This window comes from Pseudoalteromonas sp. SWYJZ98 (assembly GCF_015864495.1).
GTDB lineage: Bacteria > Pseudomonadota > Gammaproteobacteria > Enterobacterales > Alteromonadaceae > Pseudoalteromonas > Pseudoalteromonas distincta.
In genome coordinates this window covers 19459-45010 of sequence record NZ_JADYXA010000014.1, presented here as the reverse complement: position 1 = coordinate 45010, position 25552 = coordinate 19459, and the positions used below count along the sequence as shown (strand labels likewise).

24 protein-coding genes are annotated in these 25552 nt (G+C 39.6%); 13 read left to right on the top strand and 11 right to left on the bottom strand.

The features are described 5' to 3' along the window. The first annotated feature begins 2 nt into the window (after positions 1-2). The 3 genes from I6F10_RS10610 to I6F10_RS10600 all read left to right on the top strand — a co-directional run bounded on the left by I6F10_RS10610 (position 3) and on the right by I6F10_RS10600 (position 2461). Positions 3-326 (top strand): c-type cytochrome, encoded by a 324-nt coding sequence (locus tag I6F10_RS10610; protein WP_024605612.1) that lies wholly within the window; start codon positions 3-5, stop codon positions 324-326. 165 nt (positions 327-491) lie between these two features. Beyond that, on the top strand, positions 492-1259 hold the full coding sequence (locus I6F10_RS10605) for a class II aldolase/adducin family protein (RefSeq protein WP_024605611.1): 768 nt from the start codon (positions 492-494) through the stop codon (positions 1257-1259). A 26-nt stretch (positions 1260-1285) separates the two neighbouring features. Next, entirely contained in the window at positions 1286-2461 is a 1176-nt protein-coding gene (locus tag I6F10_RS10600; RefSeq protein ID WP_197098799.1) for a mandelate racemase/muconate lactonizing enzyme family protein, read from the top strand. A gap of 93 nt (positions 2462-2554) precedes the next feature. On the opposite strand, the gene I6F10_RS10595 is transcribed toward I6F10_RS10600, so the two are convergent. The 8 genes from I6F10_RS10595 to zapB form a co-directional block, all read right to left on the bottom strand. Beyond that, positions 2555-2926: a hypothetical protein gene (locus tag I6F10_RS10595; RefSeq protein WP_024595815.1), complete on the bottom strand. Its 372-nt coding sequence runs from the start codon at positions 2924-2926 to the stop codon at positions 2555-2557. A 49-nt stretch (positions 2927-2975) separates the two neighbouring features. Further along, a complete protein-coding gene (locus I6F10_RS10590; protein WP_024605609.1) occupies positions 2976-3815 on the bottom strand; it encodes an amidohydrolase family protein in 840 nt (279 codons plus the stop codon). Further along, on the bottom strand, positions 3812-4540 hold the full coding sequence (locus I6F10_RS10585) for an SDR family NAD(P)-dependent oxidoreductase (RefSeq protein ID WP_010554366.1): 729 nt from the start codon (positions 4538-4540) through the stop codon (positions 3812-3814). Before I6F10_RS10585 ends, I6F10_RS10590 begins: the two co-directional genes overlap by 4 nt. Positions 4541-4561: 21 nt before the next feature. Then, positions 4562-5050, bottom strand: coding sequence for an FKBP-type peptidyl-prolyl cis-trans isomerase (locus I6F10_RS10580; protein WP_007586440.1), 489 nt, complete (start codon positions 5048-5050; stop codon positions 4562-4564). 66 nt (positions 5051-5116) lie between these two features. Continuing rightward, positions 5117-6586, bottom strand: coding sequence for a LysM peptidoglycan-binding domain-containing protein (locus I6F10_RS10575; RefSeq protein WP_197098798.1), 1470 nt, complete (start codon positions 6584-6586; stop codon positions 5117-5119). 55 nt (positions 6587-6641) lie between these two features. After that, complete coding sequence (locus I6F10_RS10570; RefSeq protein ID WP_165743440.1) at positions 6642-7664, bottom strand: MBL fold metallo-hydrolase; 1023 nt, start codon at positions 7662-7664, stop codon at positions 6642-6644. Between the two features lie 63 nt (positions 7665-7727). Next, a complete protein-coding gene (locus I6F10_RS10565) occupies positions 7728-8033 on the bottom strand; it encodes a cell division protein ZapA (protein ID WP_024605605.1) in 306 nt (101 codons plus the stop codon). Next, the gene (gene zapB / locus I6F10_RS10560) at positions 8033-8263 is read right to left on the bottom strand and encodes a cell division protein ZapB (protein WP_002957855.1); all 231 of its coding nucleotides are present in this window, start codon (positions 8261-8263) and stop codon (positions 8033-8035) included. The genes I6F10_RS10565 and zapB overlap by 1 nt, the downstream gene beginning before the upstream one ends. Positions 8264-8501: 238 nt before the next feature. Between zapB and I6F10_RS10555 the strand changes: the two genes are divergently transcribed. Further along, entirely contained in the window at positions 8502-9341 is an 840-nt protein-coding gene (locus I6F10_RS10555) for a 23S rRNA (adenine(2030)-N(6))-methyltransferase RlmJ (protein WP_182194443.1), read from the top strand. Between the two features lie 105 nt (positions 9342-9446). On the opposite strand, the gene I6F10_RS10550 is transcribed toward I6F10_RS10555, so the two are convergent. Further along, the gene (locus I6F10_RS10550; RefSeq protein WP_101164326.1) at positions 9447-10265 is read right to left on the bottom strand and encodes an META domain-containing protein; all 819 of its coding nucleotides are present in this window, start codon (positions 10263-10265) and stop codon (positions 9447-9449) included. A gap of 121 nt (positions 10266-10386) precedes the next feature. Then, on the bottom strand, positions 10387-10953 hold the full coding sequence (locus tag I6F10_RS10545; RefSeq protein WP_024592489.1) for a PhnA domain-containing protein: 567 nt from the start codon (positions 10951-10953) through the stop codon (positions 10387-10389). A gap of 467 nt (positions 10954-11420) precedes the next feature. On the opposite strand from I6F10_RS10545, the gene I6F10_RS10540 reads away from it, so the two are divergent. From I6F10_RS10540 to I6F10_RS10510, 7 genes are all read left to right on the top strand, one after another. Next, the gene (locus I6F10_RS10540) at positions 11421-12686 is read left to right on the top strand and encodes an EAL and HDOD domain-containing protein (RefSeq protein WP_182194439.1); all 1266 of its coding nucleotides are present in this window, start codon (positions 11421-11423) and stop codon (positions 12684-12686) included. Positions 12687-12688: 2 nt separating this feature from the next. Continuing rightward, the gene (locus I6F10_RS10535; RefSeq protein WP_007586454.1) at positions 12689-13303 is read left to right on the top strand and encodes a paraquat-inducible protein A; all 615 of its coding nucleotides are present in this window, start codon (positions 12689-12691) and stop codon (positions 13301-13303) included. Positions 13304-13397: 94 nt separating this feature from the next. Next, complete coding sequence (locus tag I6F10_RS10530; protein WP_225913250.1) at positions 13398-13760, top strand: hypothetical protein; 363 nt, start codon at positions 13398-13400, stop codon at positions 13758-13760. Between the two features lie 112 nt (positions 13761-13872). After that, positions 13873-15249, top strand: a complete 1377-nt coding sequence (locus tag I6F10_RS10525; RefSeq protein ID WP_165743426.1) for a TolC family protein — start codon at positions 13873-13875, stop codon at positions 15247-15249. Further along, on the top strand, positions 15239-16801 hold the full coding sequence (locus I6F10_RS10520) for an efflux RND transporter periplasmic adaptor subunit (protein WP_165743424.1): 1563 nt from the start codon (positions 15239-15241) through the stop codon (positions 16799-16801). The genes I6F10_RS10525 and I6F10_RS10520 overlap by 11 nt, the downstream gene beginning before the upstream one ends. Positions 16802-16809: 8 nt before the next feature. Continuing rightward, positions 16810-19929 (top strand): efflux RND transporter permease subunit, encoded by a 3120-nt coding sequence (locus tag I6F10_RS10515; RefSeq protein ID WP_165743422.1) that lies wholly within the window; start codon positions 16810-16812, stop codon positions 19927-19929. Between the two features lie 200 nt (positions 19930-20129). Further along, the gene (locus I6F10_RS10510; protein ID WP_197098797.1) at positions 20130-20585 is read left to right on the top strand and encodes a hypothetical protein; all 456 of its coding nucleotides are present in this window, start codon (positions 20130-20132) and stop codon (positions 20583-20585) included. A 176-nt stretch (positions 20586-20761) separates the two neighbouring features. Here I6F10_RS10510 and I6F10_RS10505 read toward each other — a convergent pair whose 3' ends face one another. After that, complete coding sequence (locus tag I6F10_RS10505) at positions 20762-21268, bottom strand: glycine cleavage system protein R (protein WP_007586460.1); 507 nt, start codon at positions 21266-21268, stop codon at positions 20762-20764. 381 nt (positions 21269-21649) lie between these two features. On the opposite strand from I6F10_RS10505, the gene I6F10_RS10500 reads away from it, so the two are divergent. Beyond that, positions 21650-23884 (top strand): ABC transporter permease subunit, encoded by a 2235-nt coding sequence (locus I6F10_RS10500; RefSeq protein WP_165743416.1) that lies wholly within the window; start codon positions 21650-21652, stop codon positions 23882-23884. A gap of 15 nt (positions 23885-23899) precedes the next feature. Then, positions 23900-25549 (top strand): phosphate ABC transporter permease PstA, encoded by a 1650-nt coding sequence (pstA, locus tag I6F10_RS10495; protein ID WP_165743413.1) that lies wholly within the window; start codon positions 23900-23902, stop codon positions 25547-25549. Positions 25550-25552 lie beyond the last annotated feature (3 nt).

The window sequence follows — 25552 nt, the reverse complement described above, 5'->3', positions numbered from 1 at the left end:
CAATGAGCAAGATGAAAACACTACTATTAGGCGCGGGTATTACTTTAACCGCAAGCTTCTCGTTTAATGCAGCAGCGGCCGATGGCGCCACACTTTATACCGCTAAAAATTGTCAAACTTGTCATGGCGCTGAAGGTAAAGCACCAATTATGGGTATGTATCCTAAGCTAAACGGTCAAAACAAAGACTACTTAGTAGCGCAAATGAAAGACATCAAATCAGGTGCACGTAATAACGGTATGACCATGGCTATGAAAGCAATGGTTGCAACGGTAACTGATGAAGAGTTTGAAGCAATTGCAGATTACCTAGCTAACGTAAAATAATTTACGCAGCTATACCATTTTAATGCAATTGGTATTTTAGTTTTACAAACAGCCACACAATAGTGTGGCTGTTTTGTTTGGTGTTTGCTATAAAATAGAGACTGCTTTAGACTTCTAAACATCTGTTCGTGCAGGTTAGTAATGTACGTTTTTAAAAGGCTTATTATGTTTGATTTACCCCAACTCAATTTAAAAAATAAAGTATCAGCACAAGAGTGGCGACTTCGTGTTGATTTAGCCGCATGTTATAGACTGGTCGAGCACTTTCGTTGGGGGGATTTAATCTATACGCATTTATCAGCACGTTTGCCTGGCACCGATCACTACCTAGTGAATGCCTTTGGTTTAACCTTTGATGAAGTAACTGCCTCTAATTTAGTAAAGGTCGACTTAGACGGTAACATTATTGATGATACGCCATTTAGTATTAACCCTGCTGGTTTTACTATTCACAGTGCGATTCATGAGGTACGCGAAGACGCTCATTGTGTTATTCATCTTCATACCAAAGAAACAATCGCTGTTGCTACACAAAAAAATGGTTTATTACCGCTTAGCCAGTATTCAATGTTTTCACTGCCATCGCTTTCTTATCATGGTTACGAAGGGCTTGCGGTAAACGACGACGAGCGAAAAGTGTTGCAAGACGATTTAGGCAGCACTAACCATATGTTATTGGTAAATCATGGTGGCTTAACGGTAGGCCCAACGGTAGGCGATGCGTTTATGCGCTTTTATGATTTACAGCGAGCGTGTGAAATTCAATTAGCGCTACAATCAAGCTCGCAAGAGGTTATTGAAGTACCGCAGCCTATAATCGACAATATTTATAATCAAGCAAATGTAGTACACAGTGGCAGCACTGGCGGGCAACTTGCGTGGCCTGCGATGTTACGTAAAGCGTATCGACTTGACCCTAGTTTTGCAAAATAACCCATAGCGGTTAATAAGGAATTTTAATGAAAGTAAATCGCGTTGAAGTATTTGATATTCACTGTCCTGATAGACCTTCTTGGACACCTGTGTTTGTACGTATTCATACTGACGAAGGTATTAGTGGTGTTGGCGAAGCGGGCCTTGCATACGATTTAGGTCACAGTGCTGCAGCGGCTATGATTAAAGAAATGGCCGACGCCTTTTTAATCGGCCACGACCCATTTCAAACAGAAAAACTATGGTCACGTATGTTACGTGAGAGCTTTTGGGGTTTAGGCGGCGGACCAGTTGTATATGCTGCAATGAGCGCAATTGATACCGCGCTTTGGGATATTAAAGGTAAAGCGCTTGGTTTACCTGTATATCAATTATTAGGCGGTAAAGTTAACGACAAACTACGTACGTACGCATCACAATTACAGTTTGACTGGGATAGCGAATTTAAAGCGCTAGTACAACCGCAAGAATATGCAGAAGCGGCTTTAAAGGCGATGGCCGAAGGTTACGATGCAGTAAAAGTAGATCCAATTCAGTACGATAAAGACGGCAATACTTATTACGACCGTACAAAAATAATATCACGTACTGAAATGAAGCTATATCGTGCGCGTATGCAAGCTATTCGCGAAGCAGTAGGCGACGAAGTGGATATTATTTTTGAATGCCACAGTTTACCTGGCGTGACAACAGCCATTCAGTTGGGTGAAATTGCAGAAGAATTTGACTGTATGTACTTTGAAGAGCCAGTTAACTACCTAAACCATTCATTGCATGCAAAAGTAGCAGATAAAGTTAATGTGCCAATTGCTGGTGGTGAACGTTTGTATAATCGCTGGGGTGTGCGCCCGTACTTAGAAGAGCAAAGTATTGATGTTCTGCAACCTGATATTGGTTTATGTGGTGGCTTTACCGAAACTAAAAAAGTATGTGATTACGCAGATATCTTTGATGTGCGTATTCAAGCTCACGTATGTGGCGGGCCTGTTGCAACAGCATCATCACTGCACTTAGAAACGGCTATCCCTAACTTTTTGATTCATGAGCACCACACTTATGCGATTAAAAAGTGGAACCGCGAGTTATGTTTACAAGACCCACAACCTAAAAATGGTTTCTTTGAAGTGTCAGAAGAGCCAGGGTTGGGTATTGAATTAAATGATGAGATTGTTATGCGTTCTCAACGCGTAGAAATAAAATAATAGTCTTTTAACCTAACTTAGGTCATGCATTAAAAAGCCGGTAAGTGATTAGTCACTTACCGGCTTTTACTTTTTTGGTAAAGTTTTAGCTTGTTATAACTCGTTAATTCTACATTCTACGTCTTTAAGCTCAATAGTGGCTTTACTATCAAGGTGGCGTATATAGCATTGCTTGCCTTTAATCATCAATTCAAACTGATCGGGTGTATTGCGACTTTGCGTGTCGATAATATTATTACCATCCACATTGCTAAGGGTTACTGTGCTGCTGGTAGTAAATACATTCTCAGCTAATTGAGTTTCTTGTATATGTACAAGTGTTTTAATTGCTTTGCTAACGGCTGTTTTATTTGGCTTTGCCAGTAGAGCATGTTGCAGCTTAGGTGTCGGATCTGGATTTTGAGATATGCAGCCATTGAGAAAAAACGCAGAAAATACAACGATTAGTAAAAAGTACATTTTCATAAATTGGCCGTATTATTATAAAAAGAGAGTTTAATATAACTAGTTTTACTTAAACTTGGTAGTAGTGCTTAGCGTTTGCATAGCTAAGGTTATGCCATGTCTTATCGTTTGAGCATAACGCCTTATGGCAGTGCCATAGAGTGTTGTAGCTTGTATTTATTTGGCACACAGGAAAGTTGCTTGCAAACATAATACGCTGCTGGCCAAAGTGATTAAAAAGAATATTAAAACACGCTGCTTGTTGCTCACTGGTAAGTTGTAGTAATTCAAAACCAGAGAATTTAATTGCTATGTTGTCGTGCTGAGCAAGTAACTCAGCACCTTGTTGCCAGTCATTTAAATTACTTGGCAGTCCTGCATGATTAATTATAATCTGAAGCTGCGGTAGCTGCTTAGCGTAGTAAGCTATTTGTTTGGTTATTTCGCTATTTTCAATATCAAATTGAGCTTCAAAATGCAGTTTATTTGTAGCCAATAAATTAAGGTTATTAATACAATGAGGGCTTTTTAGTCTCACTGCATCATCTTCTTCGGTTATATCTCTTATACCACAAAGGCTTGAATGAGCCAGTGCATTTAGCGCGTGATTAAATTGCTCTGCGGGCGCATCAATTTGGTTGTAACTAATAGCCTTGAATGAAAGGTTTTTTAAATGCGAGCTTAGCCAGTTTAACTCGTTTATAGGTGATTGATTATCAAACCCAGCCTCAATGTGCACAATACCCGCAAGTTCAAAATCAGTACTTTTAACAAGTTGCTCTGCACTTATTGGTTGTTTAATTTTTTCTAGGTTAGGCCATGCTGGTGGGTTTTCGCCTTGTAGCCAAGTATATTGCCCCTCGGCAAGATTAAAAAAATGCACATGAGGGTCAATAATTTGCATGCTCATTGGGCTGTATAGCCGCCATCAATACTTTGTAAGCTACCAGTAATAAAGCTGGCATCGTCGCTTGCTAAAAAGCTCACAAGAGCAGCAACTTCGTCGGCTTGACCTAATCGGTTAAGCGGTTGCAGACTTGCTTCCTCGGCAACTATTTCAGCTTTGTTTGCGCCACTTTTTGCGCAGTACGCATCTATCGCGTTATGAAATAGCGGGGTTTCTATTGTGCCAGGGCATACCGCATTTGCTCTAATATTAAAACCTGCGTAATCAAGCGCTGTTGTTTTAGCCATTGAGGCAAGGGCATGTTTTGTTAGGTTATACGCAAAAGAGTTTTGCTTACCTATAATTGCCTGATCGGAAGCGACTAATATAATAGCGCCGCCATTTTGCGCTTTCATGCTTGGCAATACGCTTTGTATTGCGGCATAAGCGCCTTTAACATTAAGCGCAAAAAGTGCATCGAGAGTTTGCTCGTCGGTGCTTTCTATATTTGCGCTTAAGTGTTTTCCAGCATTAGAAACAAGTACATCAATACGTTTGCTTTGTTCACAGATAGCGTTGATACAGCTTTGTACCGCCGATACATCACTTACATCACACTGATGAAATATACCGATTTCGCTCAGCTCTATATCAAGGTTATGTACTTCATAGCCATTGTTTAGCAAACGCTTTACTACGGCTAAGCCAATACCTTTTGTACCACCTGTAACGACTGCAACTTTAGACATACTTACTTCCTTTATTGCTAACTAGTGAGAGTGACCGCAGCCGCCTTCAGCGTGCACATGTCCGTGAGAAACTTCTTCACTTGTTGCTTCACGTACCGATATAACTTCAACGTCAAACGTTAGCGTTTTACCAGCAAATGGGTGGTTTAAATCACAATCTGCGTTAAAACGACCAACCTTAACAATAGTAACCTGATGACGACCTTGGTTAGAGCTAACCATTGCTGTCATACCAGGTTTCCATACTTTAACGTCGCCTTGTAGGTGCTTAAGCGGAATACGTTGAATTAAGTCATCAACACGCTCGCCGTATGATTCACTTGGCTCTAGAGTTACACTAAATTTTTCGCCAGCTTCTTTGCCTTCAAGTGCTTTTTCTAAACCAGGAAGCATGCCTTCGCTGCCATGAATGTAAGTAAGTGGCGCTTCGTTTGTGCTACTTTCAATTTGCTCGCCCGCTTCGCTAAGGGTGTAATGAAATTCAACTGCTGAATTTTTGCTAATTTGCATGCTTGTCTCTTCAAATAATAACTATGTTAGGGCGCAATTTTACGCGAAATATACGTGTTTATAAACTTAACGTGGCTGATTTAGTTTTTTTTGTAAATCTAGCAGTAAATCTTTTTTTATTGGTGCTGCTTTTTGCTTTTCAGCCTGTGGTATAAACAGTACTAATTGAGTGCCAGGCTTTAAAATACTTGATGCAGAGAGTTTGTTCCATTTTGCCAAGTCGCTATGAGGTACATCATAAAGCTGACTTATACTCCAAAGGCTATCGCCTGACTTAACTTCGTAATCTATTTCAATGGTGGGAATCGCAATCTCTTGGTGTTCTAAATAAGGGCTGATTTTGTAATCAACAGTTAATGTGCTTGGCAGAGTTTTAGGTTGCCCAACTAATAACTTTTCTCCAACACCTATTAAATTATTATTTTTATTATTAAGTTGTTTCAAAGCTTTTACAGACATACTAAAACGCCTGGCGATACTGTAAAGCGTATCGTTTTGTTTAACGATGTACTCTCCAGCAAAGTTTGATTTGAAGAACTGACTTTTTAATAATGCTTCTTGCCCTATAGGCAGCAGTAAAGTATGCGGCCCGTTAGGTGAGCTTTGATTTTTTAAATATCCCTGATTAATAGCATGTAACTGCTTTGAACCTATACCAGAGAGCTTGGCAATGACTGAAAAGTCGAACTGCTGGCCTATGTTCATCTGTGTTGTAAATGGTTTATATGCTAGCTTTGGGCGTTTAATGCCCTTTTGTGGATGTTTAACTAAATAACTTAAAGCGAGTAATTTGGGTACATAGTCAGCAGTTTCTTTTGGCAGACTGAGCGACCAGTAATCGGTGCTTTTACCGCGTTTTTTGTTTTTTTCGATTGCACGTTTAACACGGCCTTCACCACTATTATAAGCGGCCAAAGCATGTAGCCAATTACCATCAAAGCGTTTGTGTAAGTAACTTAAGTAATCAAGTGCAGCATCGGTTGAAGCAAGTACGTCTTGGCGCCCGTCATACCATTGGTCTGACTTAACACCAAAGTGATGCGCCGTTGCGCCAACTAACTGCCAAACACCAACAGCTTGCTGTGATGAGGCTATTGTTGGTCTAAAATCGCTTTCTACAAATGGTAATAATGCGAGCTCCATAGGTAATTGCTTTTGCTCAATTTTTTTTACGATGTGATACAGGTAAGGCACTGCGCGTTTGCTCACCGTTTGTAAGTAGTTAGGTTGCTTTGCATACCAGCTGATACGCTTTTTTAAAGCGCGATTTTGATAAATCGTAAAGTGTAGATTATTGGCTATATGCATCCACAGATCGGTGGTTTTTAGTGGGCGCTTTTTTACGATTGTTTTTTTGAATTGAAGTGGCGTAACTGGCTCATTAACTTGAGGCGTTTGAGCTACTTCATCGTCAATATCATAAGTATAGTCAGGCTCAAAATGAGTAAATATTTGTGGAGCTTCTTGTGGTTCTTGCTCCGTTGATTGACAACCAAATAACAAAATACCCAAACAACATAAAACCAAACTGCGCATAGTGATCACTTTTGTAAATTCCTTTTATTATTTTAACACAATCCGTTGTGTTGAGTTATTCTGCGCTTTTTACACGATTTAGGCCTGCTTGTAAAAAAAAGTTACTCGATTTTATATTAAGCGCTTCTTGTTTATAAGGCTCAATAACTGATTCAGGAAACGACAGCATTAACTGCTCAATACTTTGATCTTTATTGTTTTTAACATGCTCCGTTATGGCTGTTAAAAATGATAGCGGCTGTTTCAGCTGCTCTTTTGTTAATGTGCCGCCGTGGCCAGGTATAATAATAGTGAGCTTTTCGTCGTTAATATATTGCTTAAGCAACGTTTGCCAACTTTTAAGTTCGCCGTGACCAGGGTAAGGAAGCCAGTCAACGATATCGCCACCAATCAGCACACTGCCATTATTAGTAGTAATAGTTAAATCACCGTTAGTATGGGCTTGCTGCGGCTCAAGCGTTACCTCAAAACCACCAAGGTCGATAATTTTACGACTATTAATTACTATTTCGGGTTTGCTAAGCTGATACTCCTGCCAGCGAAAAAGTCGCTTTTTTGCAAGCTTTAACTTATCACGCCATTTAGCTTGCTCTTCTTTGGGTACATTCGCTAACCGTTGGTAGCTCAGCTCAATGCTCTTTTCATAGGTGTCTAGTTTGTCGGTATATGCTGTTTGGTAAAGGCTAAAATTTTTATTTACTTGCTGATGAACAACGAGCTTGGCATCAGGATAAAAATTTTGCATAACCGCCATACCTAGCAAGTGATCGTCATGGTAATGCGTGGCAACCAAATAGCATAAAGGTGTTTTAAGGCGTTTTTTTAAATCTTCAGCAAGTTGTTCAACTGCAGCAAAATTGGCACTCGTATCAACCAGTAGGGCACATTTTTCGCCTTCAATTAATACTTGGTTAGAGTCGTAGAAGCGAAGCTTGTCTTGTTGCTTTAAAAACTGAATATGAGGGTTTATTGTATTCCAAGTTACGGCAGCGTAGGTGCTAGGTGCTATTGATAGTAAAGTGCATGCCAATAGTAAGTGCTTACATGAAGAGGTTATGTTTGAAAGTTTTAACTTCATTTATTATCTCTACGCTGAGGTTTAATTACTTTAATAATAAACAAAAAGCGCAGTATGCGCTTTTTATTTTTGGTGTTTGGGGTCATTTGCCAAATGCAGACTGAGTTTATCAATCAATTGGTCTTGATGCTGTTGTTCAACTGTAGCCTGTGTTTTTGCTTCTAGCAATTCGTGGCTTAAGTTTAATGCTGCCATTAGTAGGGCTTTTTGATCGTTTCTAACGGTTGAGCGTTGTTTCATTTGCTCAACTAAGTCATTTAGATTTTTAGCTGCTGCTATTAATGCATCTTCCTGCCCTTCGGGGCAAGCAAATTGCTGCTCTTTACCTAGCAACTCAACAGTGACCCGCTGGTTTTGCAGCTCAGACATTAGCTAGCCTGTTGTGCGCTTTGTAATTTATCAAGAAGACCAGATAAAGTAGTGCTGGCATCTTTTTGCTTTTCTTCATTTTCTAAAGCTTCAAGCTGTAGTAATTCGTTTTCATCGCTTAGTTTAGTGTTCTGTTCTTTTAAAGTAGCAACATCTGTTTGTAATTGATTATTACGTTCGATTAAAGAATCGATCAGTTGTTCGAGTTGTTGAAGAGTAGTGTTGTTCATAAAGGCGCTCATATAACTGTAATTAATGTCATGCAAATGTAAAGCAAAGTGTGTTGATTTGCCAGCATTTACGGTGGTTTTAGCTGATTTTTCTTCTGTGTTAAGGGATAATTCAGCATATGAGCTTTTTCATTCAGAAATGGTTCACTTTAACACTCTCTTATCTTGGTGTAAGTTGCCAAAGCCTAGTGCTTATGGTTCACTTACGATATTAAATTGCGTATGGCGAAAATAAATAATGCTTAGTTACAGACACTCATTTCATGCGGGTAATCCTGCCGATGTACTTAAACATTTAGTACTGGCACAAGTACTAAATTATCAAACAATTAAAGATAAACCGCTTGATTATATAGACACGCATTCAGGTGCTGGCTTTTTTGAACTGGCAGCTGCTGATGCGCAAAAAACGCAAGAGTATCAAGATGGTATTGAAAAACTTTGGCAACATAAAAGTGAACATGCTGAGCTTAATGAGTACATTGAATTAATTAAGTCATTTAACGACACTGACGAACTTGCATTTTATCCAGGTTCACCAAAAATTGCAGAGCATTACTTGCGCCGCCAAGATAAGGGCTGGTTTTTTGAATTGCACCCGCGCGATTTATTATTACTTGAAGAAAACATGCAAGGTAAGCGCTCTATTCGTGTACGTGGAGAAGATGGTTTTGCAGGTTTAGTTGGTTTGTTACCACCAGCATCTCGCAGAGCGTGTGTGTTAATTGATCCTCCATACGAAATTAAAGATGACTACGAAACGGTTGTAAAAACCTTAGTTAAAGCTCATCAGCGTTTTGCTACAGGTACTTACATGATTTGGTATCCGGTTGTAGATAGAGAGCGCATTGATAATATGGAGCAGGGCTTAATTGATTCAGGAATGCGCAACATTCAGTTATTTGAATTAGGCACTGAAGCGGATACTGACGTACACGGTATGACAGCATCGGGCATGATTGTAATTAATCCTCCATGGAAGCTAAAGCAAACAATGGATGCAATAATGCCTGAACTTGTTAGTTTGTTAAGTGAGCCAAGTGGTTTTTACAGAAGTGAACAACTCGTTGATGAGTAACTTTAAATAGCGCTTATAACGAATAATAAAATGCCCAGCTTTGCTGGGCATTTTATTTAAAATCAATACGAATGTGTTAGGTAATATATATAAGGGAGCTAAATATTAATTAAAATAAACCGCACTAAAAGTAGCAAGCGTATTACCGCGACTGTTTTTAAGTTTTAGTGATTCACCTGTTATTTCCCACTTTGAAGTTTTGCTAAGTACGTCAGACATAGCCGCTTCTTGGCTCATATTATCCGAGCACATCTTTTTTGTACTTGCTAGCTGACTAAGTGTAATTGTTTGCTGCTCGGTGCTATAGCTTCCGCTAAAATTATTACAGCCTAAAAAGCCATTAACGCGGTGGTCTTTATTGAACTGAATGAATGGTTCTTTAGTTGTAACATTCACAGTTTGAGCATTTATTGTTATTGCTTTCCAGTAAGTATTTGTGAGTGTTACATCGGGTTTTTGAGTCGACACTTTTGAAAGCTCAATTTTATAGGGGGTAGTTAACTGTGATTCTGCAAACGGGTCATGATTTGTTGTACTTGTGTAAAGCACTTTGTCTTTATTTATAATTCTGGCGCTTAGGCTATAGCGATGTTTATCGCTAATTTTGCTGGCATCATAAATTAGCTCAACGGTAAATGGCGGGGCTTGGGTTACATCAATCACTTCTTGTGTGATTATATCGGCTTTTACATCCATTTTAGATACATTGGAAAGCGTAACTATTAATTGCGAGCCAGGGCGAAGCATACTGCGATCTTTGTAGCTAGCTTGGATAGTTAGGCTGGTTATTGCTTCTGCAATTTCTGTGTTTTCAGTCGATTTAGTTTGCTCACCGCAGCCAGTTACTGCAAAAGCGCTAAGCGCCAATAAGCCAATCCCTGCAACTGCCTTTTTACGCGAAGATACTGCTTGATGCTTTTCCATGTTGGTTATCCTTACTCAATATTATGTCCTTAGTGTATTACCTAGTTACTTAATCATTCCTTAACTTATTTTAAACATAAAAAAAGGCGCATTAGCGCCTTTAATAATTAAAAACAAACGATTATTTTTTAACAAACTTAGTTAAAATAACAATGCGCTGGCCGTCAACTCGCCCTTCAATATGTTCAGGGTTGCTGGTTAGGCCAATATTACGAACAGCTGTTCCACGTTTAGCGGTAAGGCTACTGCCTTTAACGTCTAAGTCTTTAATTAGGGTAACAGTATCGCCTGCTTGAAGTACTACACCGTTACTATCTACATGCTTTAAATCGTCATCTTCGGCAAGTGCTTTTTTAGCCCAGGTTAGCGTGTCTTCTTCAAGGTAAATCATGTCTAGCGCATCTTGTGCCCAGCCATTATCAGGCGCTAAACGCGAAAGCATTCTGTAAGCTACAACTTGTACTGCAGGAGTTTGGCTCCACATGCTATCGTTTAAACAGTGCCAATGTGTAGGCATTATTTCGCTGTTATTCTCGATTTGATCTTTACATGTTTGACACGTGTAAATACATTTATCTGAGTGGGTTTCAGTTACCGGTGGTACTTCATAAACAGATAAGTTCTCGGTGGCTGCACACAATTCACATTGATTATTACTACGTTCGATTAAGGCTTTTTCAATACTCATGGGGCTCTTTCTGATTCTGGTCGAGTTAACATTGCTGCTATTATACTCCAAAACACGAGCTCTGCGCCATTAGTCCCTTAATTTTGTGTGGGTATATTACTCATACACTTATCTTTAATACTTTTTATATAGCCTTGAGTGCTTTTTTGATTATTCCGGGGGGGAATGCCTGGTTTGGCTGAATCGTTTGTATAAAATGGATAATGGTTGCCAGATGCACCCACATTATATTTTAAGGGCGTGGTGTTAGGCTTTGCTAAAGTTGAAAATATAAATAGCAAAAGACAAACTTTTAATATCTGAAAAAAGTTGGTCAAAGCTCCACCTTTTATATTAAAGTTATTATATGAGTATTGTGTAGTTTTAGCTGTTTTGTAATGGTTACTATGTTTATCTTATGCGAGTTGCATTAAAGTACACGTATTATTGGCTGTTTTGCCATCTCTTATTTATAGGTTTAGAGCCAAGTGAAATTAAATAACATACCTGATGAGGTACAAAAAATAACTCAGTTTGTCGCCCGGCAACCTATTTTTGATATAGATCAGAATGTTTTCTCATACGAACTACTCTATCGAGATTCAGCCAATAATGCGTTTCCTGTGGGCACTTCTGATGTGCATGCGACAAGCCGCCTGTTTTTTAATGCATTAATGTTGGTAGGTTTAGATAGACTTACCGCGCATCATTTAGCTTTTATAAACTTGTCATCAGAAACTATTCTCGATAACTTTCCCAAACTTTTATTGCCAGAAAATAGTGTTATTGAAATAGTAGAGCGCACGGGTAATATTCCTGCGGTTGCTGAGCGTGTGCAAGAACTTAAAAAAGAAGGGTATGTTTTTGCACTTGATGATTACGATGGCGATCCAAAATGGGAGCCACTATTAGCACATGTTGATTACATAAAAATTGAGATAGATGATCCGGTTATTAAAACCAATATGCGCATTAAAAAAATAAAACGCGCAAATCCACATGCAAAAATAATTGTTGAACGAATAGAGACGCATGAACAATTTAATATATTAAAATTGGCAGGCTGTGATTTATTTCAGGGGTTCTTTTTTTCTCGCCCAGAAATGATTACGTATAAAGGTGTAGAGCCTTCAAAGTTAACTGTTTTTGATCTATTGCGTTTTACAGCAAAACAAACACTTTGCTTTAAAGAAGTTCATCAACGAGTGGCCAGAGATGTAGCCATAACAGCCAGGGTTTTAAAGCTGGCTAACGCGCGTTCAGGCAAAGCAAATTTAGTTATTACTTCTATTTCACAAGCGGTTATTTATTTAGGTGAAGATACAATAAGGCAATTTGTTCGTGTATTAGCAATTAGTGAGTTGGGGGTCGAAAAACCAACTGAGTTAACTAAGCTTGCTTTAACTCGGGCACAATTTATGTCGCTTATTTTAGAGCAAAATAATAAAGAACTGACTGAGCAAGGCTATCTAGTGGGTTTGTTTTCTGTGCTTGATGCCATTTTAGATGGCGATTTAAAAGACATAGTTAAAGAGTTTACTTTAGATGCTGCAATATCTGATGCGTTACTACTTGAAAAAGGCACTTTAGGTGAGTGTTTATCGCTAATAAAAGAGTTTGAAGTAGATAATATTGATAAGGCGATGGTTCAACTAGCTAAAATAAATCCCGAACAACATGTTGGGCATATATTTAATTTTTTACTGGATGCTGTTTTATACAGTGACGACATTATTGAGGCAATAGCAGAATAAATATGCGTAATTGGTTGTCGGTTATAAGTGTAGTGGTTGCTCTTTGTTTATTGTTTCCTGGTATTACAAAACCAGTATTAACAATAGAGGGCAACATAGATAAATCAAAACTAGCGCAAGCGGGTATTGAAATGCTGGCTGAAGAGGGCGATGGTCGAACTCGCAGTATGCTAATGATGTTCTCGAACATGCTAGGGCTTGATAAGTTAGAAGGTGAGATTAGCGCCTATAACAAAACACAAAGTATTTTAGGCACAGTTAAAGAGCTTGCTAGCAATAATAATTTATTTGTAGCCGCTTTAGTGGGGTTGTTTTCTATTGTTATTCCAAGCTTAAAGCTATTATTACAGTTGCTTTATTGTTGCCTACCTTTGAATGGGTTTAAGCAAAAGCTCGGTCTGGTTATTTGTGCATTAAGTAAGTGGAGCATGGTTGATGTATTTGTTATTGCATTAATAGTGACTTACTTAGCAGGTAACGCCCATGGTAAAAGTGGCGAGCTACTTGTTATGAATGCACAATTTGGTGAAGGGTTTTGGTATTTTAGCGCATATTGTATATTTGCAATTATCGCGAGTAACTTAATTAAAACACCTGCTAAACCGCAGTCTACATAATTAAAGTATTTGTGGTTGCCGTTAGGTTACCTTACAATCATTTTAAAGTTTATTAAAAGGCATAATGTTGCAACGTTTTTACTCTAGTTTACTCATGATAACTTTACTGCTCACTTTTGTGGGTCAGGCAGTTGCGTCTGTAGCTATGGTATGCGAAATGCCACATATGCCAACTAAGACAGCAACGCATGCCCAAATGCCAATGACACAAAGTAGTGATGCAACAGCTGTCGTTAGCATGTCTGAAAATATGATGCAGATGGATTGTTGCGACGACGAAAGTACGCCACAAAATGACTGTAAATGCCCTATGAGTGGCTGCGCTGCTAACTCAATGCTTAATGTTGATACTTTATTTAGCGTTACTTTACTTGAATCTGAAAAAGTAAATGTACGTGTATTTACTACACAAATTAATATACCTCGTTCACTCTACCGCCCTCCTATGTCTGCTTAATAGCAGGATAGGTGTATGTAAAAATTGCGGTAACCCCGTTTATTGGTAACTCCTAAACACCTTTTTTGCTTCCTAATTTAAGATTTTCTTTTATTTTTAGATGGAGCAGGTGATGAACCACGCTGTAAGTATTAAAGTCGTATTATGTAGTGTTGTGTTATTTAGCACAGCCGTTAATGCGCAAAACAATCAAAATAACCTAAATACCGAAACACTAAAGCAAACTAGTAATGAGCAAACGCTTAGCTTAACGCAAGCGCTTAATTATGCGCTAACGCATGAGCCATGGCTAAAAGCGAGTGGCTACCAAGAAGATGCAGCAATAGCGCAAAGCATTGCCGCTGGCACCTTACCCGATCCTGTTTTAACGGTTGGCTTACTCAACTTACCTACTAACGGTTATGCGTTTGATCAAGAAGGGATGACGCAGCTTAAAGTTGATTTGAGCCAAAAGTTTAGCCGAGGGAATAGTTTAGCGCTTAGACAAAAAGCATTAGCACAGTCTGCTCAACAATACCCTTCGCAGCGCGCCGATCGCTTAGCACAAGTAAAAGCAATTGTGATTGAGTCGTGGTTAAACGCGTATCGTGCTCAGCGAAGTATTGCTTTAATTGAGCTAGATAAAGGGCTATTTACTCAACTTATTGACATTACCGAAGCAAGCTACGCAAGCACCTTAGGTAAAACACGTCAGCAAGATATTATTCGTGCGCAATTAGAACTCACCCGTCTTGAAGATAAGCTGGTTATGCTTGAGCAGCAATTTGAAAGTGCTAAAAACCGTTTAGCACAGTGGTTACCTATGAATATGCTTATGCAGCCTTTAAATACTGAGTTTACTAAAACCGCAGGGCTGGTTGATTTTGCGAGCCTTGAATTTGATGAGCTAATACAGTTGCTTATGACGCATCCCGCAATTATTGCGATAGATAAAACCGTAACGGCAAAGCAAACCGAAGTTGCACTCGCTAAGCAAAGCTACAAACCTCAGATGGGCGTTAATGTGGGTTATGGTTACCGGGATGATACCCCGATGGGTGAGTCGCGAGCTGATTTACTCTCTGTAGGGTTTAGTATTGATTTGCCATTGTTTACTGATAACAGACAAGATCAACAGGTTAAATCGGCTATTGCGAGTGCAGAAGCTACTAAAACACAAAAGCTGGTGGCGCTTCAAAAACTCAAAGGCATGTACTTTAAGGAGTTTAGCCAACTCGCTCGTTTGCAAAAACGCGATGCGCTTTATCAAAATACGTTATTACCGCAAATGTCAGAGCAATCTCAGGCAACACTAAATGCTTATACACGCGACGACGGGGATTTTTCTGACGTGATGCGCGCGCGCATTAGTGAACTTAACGCCAAAATTGATGCACTGAATATTCAAGTAGATCAACATATTATTACCGCCCGCCTTAATTATTATGCAAGTAGCTTAGACCCCCAAGTAATGAGCGAGCAAACTGGAGAATTACACAATGAATACTAATTTAAAGTTACTTGTTGCCGCCTTAGTTGGCGCAGGCGCCTTTGGGTTAATAGGCGGCTTAGTAATGCAGTTTTTACCTAGCAACTCGGCAATGAATGAACAACAAAGCGCAGACAAACAGCCCTTATATTGGGTAGCCCCTATGGATAGTAATTACAGGCGTGACACGCCAGGGCTTTCGCCAATGGGAATGGATTTAGTACCTGTGTATGAAAACGCTAGCAACGCTCAGGATGGACCTGGTGCTGTAACTATTTCGCCTGCAGTAGTTAATAACTTTGGTGTAAGAACTGCCAAAGTAGAGCTTAAAACACTTCACAGCGATATAAATACTGTGGGTTATGTGCAATATAACCAAGACCAACTTATTCACATTCATCCGCGTGTAGAAGGCTGGATTGAAAGTTTATATGTTAAAGCACAAGGCGCAGAAGTTAAAGCCGGTGAGCCTTTATATACATTGTATTCACCACAATTGGTGAACGCACAGGAAGAGCTTTTATTGGCGGTTAATCGTAATAATACCGTGTTAATTCGGGCTGCAAAGGCGCGTTTAGAGTCGTTAAATGTGTCTGATGGATTTATCGAGCGCTTACAAAAAAATAAAAAGATAATGCAAAATATTACTTTTTACGCAAAGCAAAGTGGTGTGGTAGATGAGCTAACAGTACGAGAAGGCTTTTACGTTAAACCAGGCACATCAATGATGAGTATTGCCCAGCTTGATGAAATTTGGGTAGAGGCGGAAGTGTTCGAGCGCCAATCAGAACAAGTGAGTGTTGGGTTGCCCGTTACAATGACACTTGATTACTTAAAAGGTCAAAAGTGGGAAGGTAAGGTTGATTACATTTACCCCGCGCTTGATGCTAAAAACCGGACTCTGCGTGTAAGGCTTAGGTTTGAAAATGCAGATCATCGGTTAAAACCAAATATGTTTGCACAAGTGAGCATTCACGCTAAAGCGAGTAAGGCGCAATTTACAGTCTCTAAAGAAGCGGTAATTCGCACGCAGCATCAAAACCGTGTAGTTATTGCATTAGGTGAGGGTCGTTTTAAATCGGTAGAAGTCGACGTTGGGCAAATTAATAGTAATGAAGCGGTGATTTTGTCAGGTGTAATGACAGGTGACACGGTAGTGACTTCAGCGCAATTTTTAATAGACTCTGAATCGAGTAAAAGCTCTGACTTTAAGCGAATGGAAATGCCTAGTTCTGGTATTAGCTCAGGTATGAGCTCGGATTCTGGTTCAGACTCTAATATGAACATGGATATGCAGCCACAAAGCGCCACGGTTAACGGCACTATTAATGCCATAGATACACAAAATCGCATTATAAATATTAGTCGAGAAGCCATTGAAAAATGGAATCGAGAACCCGCCACAATGGACTTTGTATTAGCGCCAGATATTGATATTACTCAGTTTGAAAATGCCCAGCATATTAATTTTACTTTTAGCATTATTAATGATGAATTTGTAATTACTAAAGCGCAAAACGCAGAGCTGATTGATCATTCTACTATGCAACCTATGCAACATAGTTCTCACTAGGAGCCATTATGATAACTGCCATTATTCGCTGGTCTGTTGGCAATCGCTTTTTTGTGTTGTTGCTTACATTAATTTTACTGGGTGGAGGATTGTTTGCACTAAAAAATACGCCCGTGGATGCCTTACCTGACTTATCTGATGTTCAGGTCATTATAAAAACTACTTACCCGGGGCAAGCGCCGCAAGTAGTGCAAGACCAAGTTACATTTCCGCTCACCACTGCAATGCTTTCTGTGCCGGGTGCACAAACTGTAAGGGGTTTTTCGTTTTTTGGTGACTCGTACGTTTACGTTATTTTTGACGAAAAAACTGATTTGTATTGGGCGCGTAGCCGAGTACAAGAATACCTAAGCCAAGCAGCAAACCGATTGCCCGATAGCGCTACGCCAGAGCTTGGCCCTGATGCAACAGGCGTAGGTTGGATTTACTTATACGCACTAATTGATAAAACAAATAAACACGATATTAGTCAGCTACGAAGCTTACAAGATTGGTTTTTAAAGTTTGAGCTACAAACTGTGCCCGGTGTATCTGAAGTGGCTGCTGTTGGTGGCATGGTTAAGCAATACCAAGTCAATGTAGAGCCTGATAAATTACGTGCATATGGTATCCCGCTTAGCCTTATTCAAACGGCGATTCAACAAGGCAACCAAGAGATGGGCGCCTCGGTAGTTGAAATGGCTGAAGCTGAATACATGGTAACAAGCACAGGCTACATTAAAAGTGTTGCCGACCTAGAAGCTATTCCGCTTGGTGTAAACGCTAATGGTACTGCGCTGCAATTGCGTGATGTAGCCGATATTAGAGTCGGGCCGCAAATGCGCCGTGGTATTGCAGAGCTTAATGGCGAAGGCGAAGTAACCGGCGGCATTGTTATTATGCGCTATGGCGAAAATGCACAAAAAACTATTGAGCTGGTAAAAGCAAAATTAGAATCACTTAAAAAGGGATTACCAGAGGGCGTTGAAATAATCCCTGTGTACGATCGCTCCAACTTAATTAATAACGCGGTAGATAATCTAACAAGTAAGCTAATTGAAGAGCTGATTGTAGTTGCTTTGGTGTGTGTGGTGTTTTTGTTTCATGTGCGCTCATCATTGGTGGCGATTATTACGTTACCGCTTGGGATTTTAACGGCATTTATAATTATGTATTGGCAGGGGATTAACGCCAACATTATGTCTTTAGGAGGAATTGCAATAGCGATAGGTGCAATGACCGACGGCGCTATCGTCATGATTGAAAATATGCACAAACATATGGAAAAAACGCCCCTTACCAACGAAAACCGCTGGGAAGTTGTGGCTAAATCGGCGAGTGAAGTGGGTCCTGCATTATTTTTTAGTTTATTAATTATTACCGTCAGCTTTATGCCGGTATTTATTTTAGAAGCGCAAGAAGGACGTATGTTTGCGCCACTGGCTTACACTAAAACCTATGCTATGGCAGCGTCTGCTGGGCTTGCGATTACCTTGGTGCCGGTATTAATGGGTTACTTTATTAGAGGTAAAGTTATTTCGGAGCAAAAAAATCCAGTTAACCGATTACTCGTCGCAGCGTATCGCCCACTACTTAACTGGGTGCTTAAATTTCCAAAAATGACATTGGTACTCGCGGTGGTTGTTTCTGTTATTGGCTTTTACCCGGTAAACAAAATAGGCAGTGAATTTATTCCGCCACTTGATGAGGGCGACTTAATGTATATGCCCACAACGTATCCTGGTTTATCGGTAGGTAAAGCGCGCGAAATACTACAGCAAACCGACAAGCTAATTGCCACAGTACCCGAGGTTAAAACAGTATTTGGTAAAGTTGGGCGAGCAGAAACTGCAACAGATCCTGCGCCGCTTACAATGATAGAGACGTTTATTCAGTTAAAACCAAAAGATGAATGGCGCGATGGTATGACCCTTGAAAAACTTAAAAAAGAACTCGACGGTTTGGTTAAGTTTCCGGGGTTGACGAATGCGTGGGTAATGCCAATTAAAACACGTATTGATATGCTCGCAACCGGTATTAAAACTCCCGTGGGCATTAAAGTTGCGGGACCAAAGTTGAGTGAAATTCAAAAAATTGGTCAACAAATAGAAGTGCTTTTAAAAGATCTACAAGGCACTGCATCGGTTTACTCAGAGCGAGTAGCCGGTGGACGTTATATAAAAGTAGATATAAATCGTGAAAAAGCCGCGCGCTATAGCTTAAATATTAGCGACATACAGCAAGTTGTATCTACTGCAATTGGTGGTACAAACGTAACTCAAACCGTAGAAGGGCAAGAGCGCTACCCAGTTAATTTGCGTTACCCGCAAGCATACAGAGACTCGCCAGAAGAGCTAATGTTGTTACCCATTGTAACGCCTACAGGGCAGCGTATAGCACTTGGTGATGTAGCCAATGTATTTATTGAAGATGGACCGCCTGGTATAAAAAGCGAAAATGCACGTTTAAACGGTTGGAGTTTTATTGATATAGATGGCGTTGATATTGGTACTTACGTTGAGCACGCTCAGCAAGTGCTCGATAAGGACCTAATACTACCTGCTGGCTACTCAATTACGTGGGCTGGGCAGTATGAATACATGCAGCGCGCTAAAGACAAACTGACTTATGTATTACCACTTACATTAGCGATTATTATTGTGTTGCTTTATCTTAATTTTAGAAGCTTTGCTGAGGTCACTATTATTATGGCTACGTTGCCACTGGCAATGATTGGTGGCGTATGGCTAATGTATTTAGAGGGCTTTAACTTTTCAGTTGCAGTGGGTGTAGGTTTTATTGCCTTAGCTGGGGTAGCGGTAGAAATTGGGGTCATTATGTTGGTGTATTTAAACCAAGCCTATCAAGAAAAATGCATCGAAGCAGAGCAGGCAGATAAGCCACTTAGTTTAGTGCAATTACAGCAAGCTATTATTGAAGGTGCAGGGCTTCGAGTACGCCCGGTTATGATGACTGTCGCGACAATTATTATTGGCTTGCTACCTGTGCTGTATGGCACAGGCACCGGAAGCAAAGTAATGAGTCGAATAGCTGCACCTATGGTTGGCGGTATGGGCAGTGCAATTGTACTCACCTTACTTGTTATTCCTGCGGTTTACCTACTGTGGCGCAAACAAGGACTTAAATAATGTAAAGCAACAAGACGATAGAGCAGTGCGGTTACTACCCACGCATTGCTCTATAAAAATTACCTATAATTTGTAAGTTGTTCTATTAAAGAGCTAGTTATTACTCATATTTAAATTAACCAACTGTTTTTAAATGGCTTTTTAATTGGCACGCTTTACGCAGTGTATTACCTATACAGTCAACTAAGTAAGGAATGCACATGCAAGTTAAAACAATTAAAGAGGTATACGATTGGACCGTTTTGTTTCATACGCAAATGGCGGCTAATTTTTATAGCGTAAAGGATTTACTCGATGAACATAATGCAATGCTGGTGGACTACTACCTAAATTACGAAAAAAAACTCGCCGAAGATTTAGTCGGGTTTAAAGCGATAACTGAAATAAATACGCTCGATACGTACAGTTATGAATACTTTGCTAAAAATCCTGAGCTAATTACTTTCGAAGACATTAGTAAAGACCAGCAATTTGATGAGAAAGTTATTCAAGCTTACTTATCAGAGCGACATCAAAAAGTGATTGAGTTATATGAATACTTACTTGAACGCGCTGAAACTCAAAGTGGGCAAGAAAAGCTTCAACAAATACTAGAGCTTGAAAAGCAAGGTATAAAGCAAATGATGCAAAGTACTAATCGTCATATGGATATGTAGCTTTATAAAAGAGCGGGATTACTGAGTTTATCTCGCTCTTATTAGCTTTAAGGTGATTATTTAAAATAGCTGATGCTTGCATCGGCTTATTTTATGTCTGCGTTAAATAATCTGCAGAGCATTTTGATGGACTAAAATGGTATGCGTGTCAGTTGTATGGCACGCATAAATGGAGGTTAAACTTCTTCTGTATCTACAATTAAATCACTTGTAATTGATTCCAATGCTTCAATAACTTCGTCTTTATCCATACCATTTGGCAAAGTAACAGTAGCAACAGCGCTAAAAATAGGCACTCCCCAATTAGGTGCACTTTGTTGTCTTGAATTTAAGTGAGTAATATTAGCGCCTTTATGACGTATTACACTTGCCAGTTCTTGAACAATCCCAGGACGGTCGTTACCTGTTATAACTAGATTAATTTGCTCTAGTGTTGATGGTTCAATCTCTGTGTTTCCGGTTTCAATACGAACGTCTAACTTAGGTAACTTATTTAAAGCACTTTGTAATGATTGAAAATGCTCCTCAGCAACTTCAAGTTGAATAATACCTGCAAAATGACCTAATAAATGGCTTAAGTTACTACTAAGCCAGTTGCCATGATTTTGTAATACGACTGATGAGATGCTCTCTACTAAACCAGGGCGATCTTTCCCTAAAATAGTTATAACCAACTGCTTCATAAATAATTCTCTTTTTAAGCCCAAAGAAAGTAAATGCATAGGCATTAAGTGTATTGTCTAATCTAAATTGTGTGTTGTTGTACTTTCTATAAATCGTTAATTTTAAAGCAATAAAAATGAATATGGTTGTGTTGACTATACGCGGTATTAATAGTCATTCTTATTTAGTAAGTACTCTTTTAGTATTGACCTCGATAAATGCTTTGTCCAATTATTTTATAATTTAGTTCACTTAAAAATCATCTATATGAGACTTATTTAGCGATTTTCTTCGCTAGTTTTATTTAAAACCGTTTTAACGTGCTTATTATTACTGCTGTAACATTACTGTCATCTTGATGAAATATAATTTATTCAACGTTAAGATTTAAGGGTGTTTTGATGACTTCAAATCCGAATAAACCGACTTTTAATACGGATCGAAGCCGTCTATTTAAAGATCGGTTTGCCAAATTTGGTATAACCGCAGGTGGGATAATGGTATTGGTAGCACTGCTATTAATATTTTTTTACCTTCTTTATGTAGTACAGCCAATTTTTGAATCAGCAAAAGTAGAAAAACGCGATAGCTTTCAGGTCGCTAATTCGCAGCAAATAGCAGGCCTAGGTGTAGAAGAGCAAACTGAAGTTGCTTATTTACTCAGTCAGCAAGGGCAGGTTGATTTTTACAGTGTGCAAGATGGCAGCTTTGGTAAAAAGCTTAAAACATTAAACGCCGAGCTACCAAGTGATGCAACAAGCTTTGCAACTAGCGCGCCTTTTCAAGGGCATTATGCGTTTGGTTTAAAAGATGGCACTGTAATGGTCGTAGCACCTAAATTTTTGGTCACCTTTCCTAATAACGAGCGTAAATTAACGCCTCGTTTAGACTTTCCTCTTGGGGAAATGGCTTTGGAAGTAGATGAACAAGGCTCAGCTATTAAACGCTTTGCATTTAGCCACTATGAAGACAGAACAGCCGTTGTCGCACTTACAGAAGACAAACGGGTGCTGTTTAGCAGTTTTGTTGCTGAAGAGAATATGTTTACTGGCGAAGTTGAGTGGGTTGTTGAGCGCACAGAGCTAGATGTTGAAGGGCGTGTAGATGAGCTATTAATGTCTCCAGATACAACCCGTACTTTTGTACGTTCTGCTAATCAAGTTTACGTATACGATACACGTGACCCAAGTGATGTAGAACAAATTCAGTTACTTTCAGCTAACGAAGAAAATGCCAATATTGTATCTGCACAATTACTAGCAGGTGCAAACTCATTAATGCTTGCCAATGATAACGGCGAAGTTTCGCAGTGGTTTGAAGTTAACACTGACACTGGCCGCGAATATCAAAAAATACGTTCATTTGAAACGACTAAGCAAAGTAAATTAAATGTATTTACAGAGTTCTATCGTCGTACTTTTTTTACGACCAGCAGTAACGGTGAGCTTGGGGTGTACTACACAACAAGCGAAGCAAAATTATGGCAAGGTAAAGTAAGTGAAGGCGCAATACAAAACTTTGCAATTGCACCACGTTCAAATGCTGCATTAATTTTGGCGGATAACAAACTAACAGTATTAGAAATACATAACGAGCATCCAGAAGTCACTTGGTCAGCGCTTTGGCAAGAAGTGTGGTACGAAGGTTACCCAGAGCCAGGTTATATATGGCAGTCAACATCAGCCAGTGATGACTTTGAATCTAAGTTTTCATTAGTGCCAATTTCGTTTGGTACATTAAAAGCAGCCCTTTACGCGATGTTATTTGCAGTGCCTATTGCGCTTTCGGCGGCAATTTACACGGCATACTTTATGTCGAGTAAATTACGTAAGGTAGTTAAGCCCACTGTTGAAATAATGGAAGCATTACCAACCGTTATTTTAGGTTTTTTAGCCGGTCTTTGGTTAGCTCCATTGATAGAAGAGCACTTACCTGCAATTGTTGGGTTACTCATATTATTACCTTTAGGTATGTTAGCGACAGGTTTAGCTTGGACTAAATTACCAACCAAAATTCGTCATCGAATTCCTGAAGGATCTCATTCAATTATCCTTATTCCGGTCGTTTTACTTATTGGCTGGTTTTCGTTTGCGATGAGTGAATTTGTTGAGCTTTGGATGTTTGACGGCAATGTACGTCAGTACTTAACAAATGAGCTGGGTATGACATTCGATCAACGTAACTCGCTTGTTGTAGGTATTGCGATGGGGTTTGCAGTTATTCCAACTATATTCTCAATTGCAGAAGACGCCGTATTTAGTGTTCCAAAGCATTTATCAAATGGCTCATTAGCATTAGGTGCAACGCAGTGGCAAACACTAATACGTGTTGTATTACTTACAGCAAGCCCTGGTATTTTCTCTGCGGTAATGATGGGACTTGGCCGAGCCGTTGGCGAAACCATGATTGTACTTATGGCAACGGGTAATACACCTATTATGGATTGGAGCATCTTCCAAGGTATGCGTACGCTTGCAGCAAATATTGCAGTTGAAATGCCTGAATCAGAAGTAGGTAGTTCGCATTACAGAATATTGTTCTTAGCGGCCTTTGTACTATTCATATTCACATTCATTTTTAACACAGTCGCTGAGTTTGTTCGCCAGCAACTGCGTGAAAAATATAGCTCAATGTAAGCGGAGAGACATGACATGGTAAAGCAGTGGTTTAAGTCTGGTTCTCCTTGGATTTGGATGACCGGTGGTGCAGTGAGCATCAGTTTAATTTCAGTTCTAGGCTTATTAGCAATGATAGCCTGGAAAGGATTAAGTTTTTTCTGGCCTTCAGAAGTTGTGCAGTTTGAACTTGAAGGGTCAATTTCAAAACAAACCGTTATTGGCGAAGTTTATGACCGTGAATTAGTACCAAAAACGCGTTTAGCCGCGACAGGTATTGACGTTAGCGGATTTGAAAAAGAAGAAATAGAGCGCTTACTTATTAAAACAGGTAATCGTGAGTATGTAGATTTAGACTTTCGTTGGATATTAGAAACCGACATTAAAAATAAAACAACGCCTGCAACGCTTGCTGTATTTGAGCGTAGTAAAAACGGTAATTTTTATGGTTATGTTGAAAGTGTAATTAAAGATGGTAAACCAGTCGAAGGCGATAAAATTGAAGCTCTACATGAACTTGTAGAGCGTGCCGTGGATTTAAACGACGAAGCACTTGATTTACAAAATGGTGACATTGGGCATATTAACTACGCACTTGAACGCCTTCGTTTAAAAGAAAAGGGCTACTTACTCGATAATGCACTTACTGATGAGCGTGTTGCTGAGCTTGCTCAAGAGCGTGCTGAATTACGTGCACAGTATGGTGTACTTGAAAAAGATTTATTTGCACTACGCAAGCAAGCTAAGCGTGACCACGTAACTGTAAAAGATATGCGCGGTGAGGTTGTAACGATTCCGATGTACCAAGTACTTGATGTTTGGTTTCCAAACGACATGGGCTTTTTTGCAAAGCTAGGTCACTATTTTGTACAGCTAGGTAAGTTTGTATCTGATGATCCACGTGAAGCAAATACAGAGGGCGGTGTTTTCCCTGCTATATTTGGTACTGTGTTTATGGTTATGTTGATGGCTGTAATAGTGACACCGTTTGGCGTTGTTGCTGCAATTTACTTACACGAGTACGCCGCTAAAAATGCAATCACTAAAATGATTCGTATCGCGGTGATTAACTTGGCTGGTGTTCCTTCAATTGTATATGGTGTATTTGGCCTTGGCTTTTTTGTATACATGTTAGGTGGTAGCTTAGACCAACTATTTTATCCAGAATCGTCGCCAACGCCAGTATTTGGTACGCCAGGTGTAATGTGGTCGGCATTAACGCTCGCTATACTAACGCTGCCAGTTGTTATTGTATCGACTGAAGAAGGTTTATCTCGTATTCCAAGTACCGTACGTGATGGTTCACTAGCGCTTGGCGCAACAAAAGTAGAAACGTTATGGCGCATAATTATTCCAATGGCAAGCCCTGCAATTATGACCGGTTTAATACTGGCAGTTGCGCGTGCTGCAGGTGAAGTTGCACCGTTAATGCTAGTAGGCGTCGTAAAAATGGCCCCTACATTACCACTTGATGGCAACTTCCCGTATTTTCACTTAGATAGAAAGTTCATGCACTTAGGCTTTCATATATACGATGTTGGCTTCCAAAGCCCTAATGTTGAAGCGGCACGCCCGCTGGTATACGCAACGGCCTTTTTATTGGTGTCGGTGATTATTACCCTAAACATAACGGCCATTGGTATACGTAACCATTTACGTGAAAAATTCAGATCGCTTGAACACTAATTA

Excerpts from the sequence above, each read along its gene's own strand:
- I6F10_RS10610 (WP_024605612.1), top strand. The coding sequence starts at position 3 with ATGAGCAAGATGAAAACACTACTATTAGGCGCGGGTATTACTTTAACC.
- I6F10_RS10605 (WP_024605611.1), top strand. The coding sequence starts at position 492 with ATGTTTGATTTACCCCAACTCAATTTAAAAAATAAAGTATCAGCACAA.
- I6F10_RS10600 (WP_197098799.1), top strand. The coding sequence starts at position 1,286 with ATGAAAGTAAATCGCGTTGAAGTATTTGATATTCACTGTCCTGATAGA.
- I6F10_RS10595 (WP_024595815.1), bottom strand. The coding sequence starts at position 2,926 with ATGAAAATGTACTTTTTACTAATCGTTGTATTTTCTGCGTTTTTTCTC.
- I6F10_RS10590 (WP_024605609.1), bottom strand. The coding sequence starts at position 3,815 with ATGAGCATGCAAATTATTGACCCTCATGTGCATTTTTTTAATCTTGCC.
- I6F10_RS10585 (WP_010554366.1), bottom strand. The coding sequence starts at position 4,540 with ATGTCTAAAGTTGCAGTCGTTACAGGTGGTACAAAAGGTATTGGCTTA.
- I6F10_RS10580 (WP_007586440.1), bottom strand. The coding sequence starts at position 5,050 with ATGCAAATTAGCAAAAATTCAGCAGTTGAATTTCATTACACCCTTAGC.
- I6F10_RS10575 (WP_197098798.1), bottom strand. The coding sequence starts at position 6,586 with ATGCGCAGTTTGGTTTTATGTTGTTTGGGTATTTTGTTATTTGGTTGT.
- I6F10_RS10570 (WP_165743440.1), bottom strand. The coding sequence starts at position 7,664 with ATGAAGTTAAAACTTTCAAACATAACCTCTTCATGTAAGCACTTACTA.
- I6F10_RS10565 (WP_024605605.1), bottom strand. The coding sequence starts at position 8,033 with ATGTCTGAGCTGCAAAACCAGCGGGTCACTGTTGAGTTGCTAGGTAAA.
- zapB (WP_002957855.1), bottom strand. The coding sequence starts at position 8,263 with ATGAACAACACTACTCTTCAACAACTCGAACAACTGATCGATTCTTTA.
- I6F10_RS10555 (WP_182194443.1), top strand. The coding sequence starts at position 8,502 with ATGCTTAGTTACAGACACTCATTTCATGCGGGTAATCCTGCCGATGTA.
- I6F10_RS10550 (WP_101164326.1), bottom strand. The coding sequence starts at position 10,265 with ATGGAAAAGCATCAAGCAGTATCTTCGCGTAAAAAGGCAGTTGCAGGG.
- I6F10_RS10545 (WP_024592489.1), bottom strand. The coding sequence starts at position 10,953 with ATGAGTATTGAAAAAGCCTTAATCGAACGTAGTAATAATCAATGTGAA.
- I6F10_RS10535 (WP_007586454.1), top strand. The coding sequence starts at position 12,689 with ATGCGTAATTGGTTGTCGGTTATAAGTGTAGTGGTTGCTCTTTGTTTA.
- I6F10_RS10530 (WP_225913250.1), top strand. The coding sequence starts at position 13,398 with ATGATAACTTTACTGCTCACTTTTGTGGGTCAGGCAGTTGCGTCTGTA.
- I6F10_RS10525 (WP_165743426.1), top strand. The coding sequence starts at position 13,873 with ATGAACCACGCTGTAAGTATTAAAGTCGTATTATGTAGTGTTGTGTTA.
- I6F10_RS10520 (WP_165743424.1), top strand. The coding sequence starts at position 15,239 with ATGAATACTAATTTAAAGTTACTTGTTGCCGCCTTAGTTGGCGCAGGC.
- I6F10_RS10515 (WP_165743422.1), top strand. The coding sequence starts at position 16,810 with ATGATAACTGCCATTATTCGCTGGTCTGTTGGCAATCGCTTTTTTGTG.
- I6F10_RS10510 (WP_197098797.1), top strand. The coding sequence starts at position 20,130 with ATGCAAGTTAAAACAATTAAAGAGGTATACGATTGGACCGTTTTGTTT.
- I6F10_RS10505 (WP_007586460.1), bottom strand. The coding sequence starts at position 21,268 with ATGAAGCAGTTGGTTATAACTATTTTAGGGAAAGATCGCCCTGGTTTA.
- I6F10_RS10500 (WP_165743416.1), top strand. The coding sequence starts at position 21,650 with ATGACTTCAAATCCGAATAAACCGACTTTTAATACGGATCGAAGCCGT.
- pstA (WP_165743413.1), top strand. The coding sequence starts at position 23,900 with ATGGTAAAGCAGTGGTTTAAGTCTGGTTCTCCTTGGATTTGGATGACC.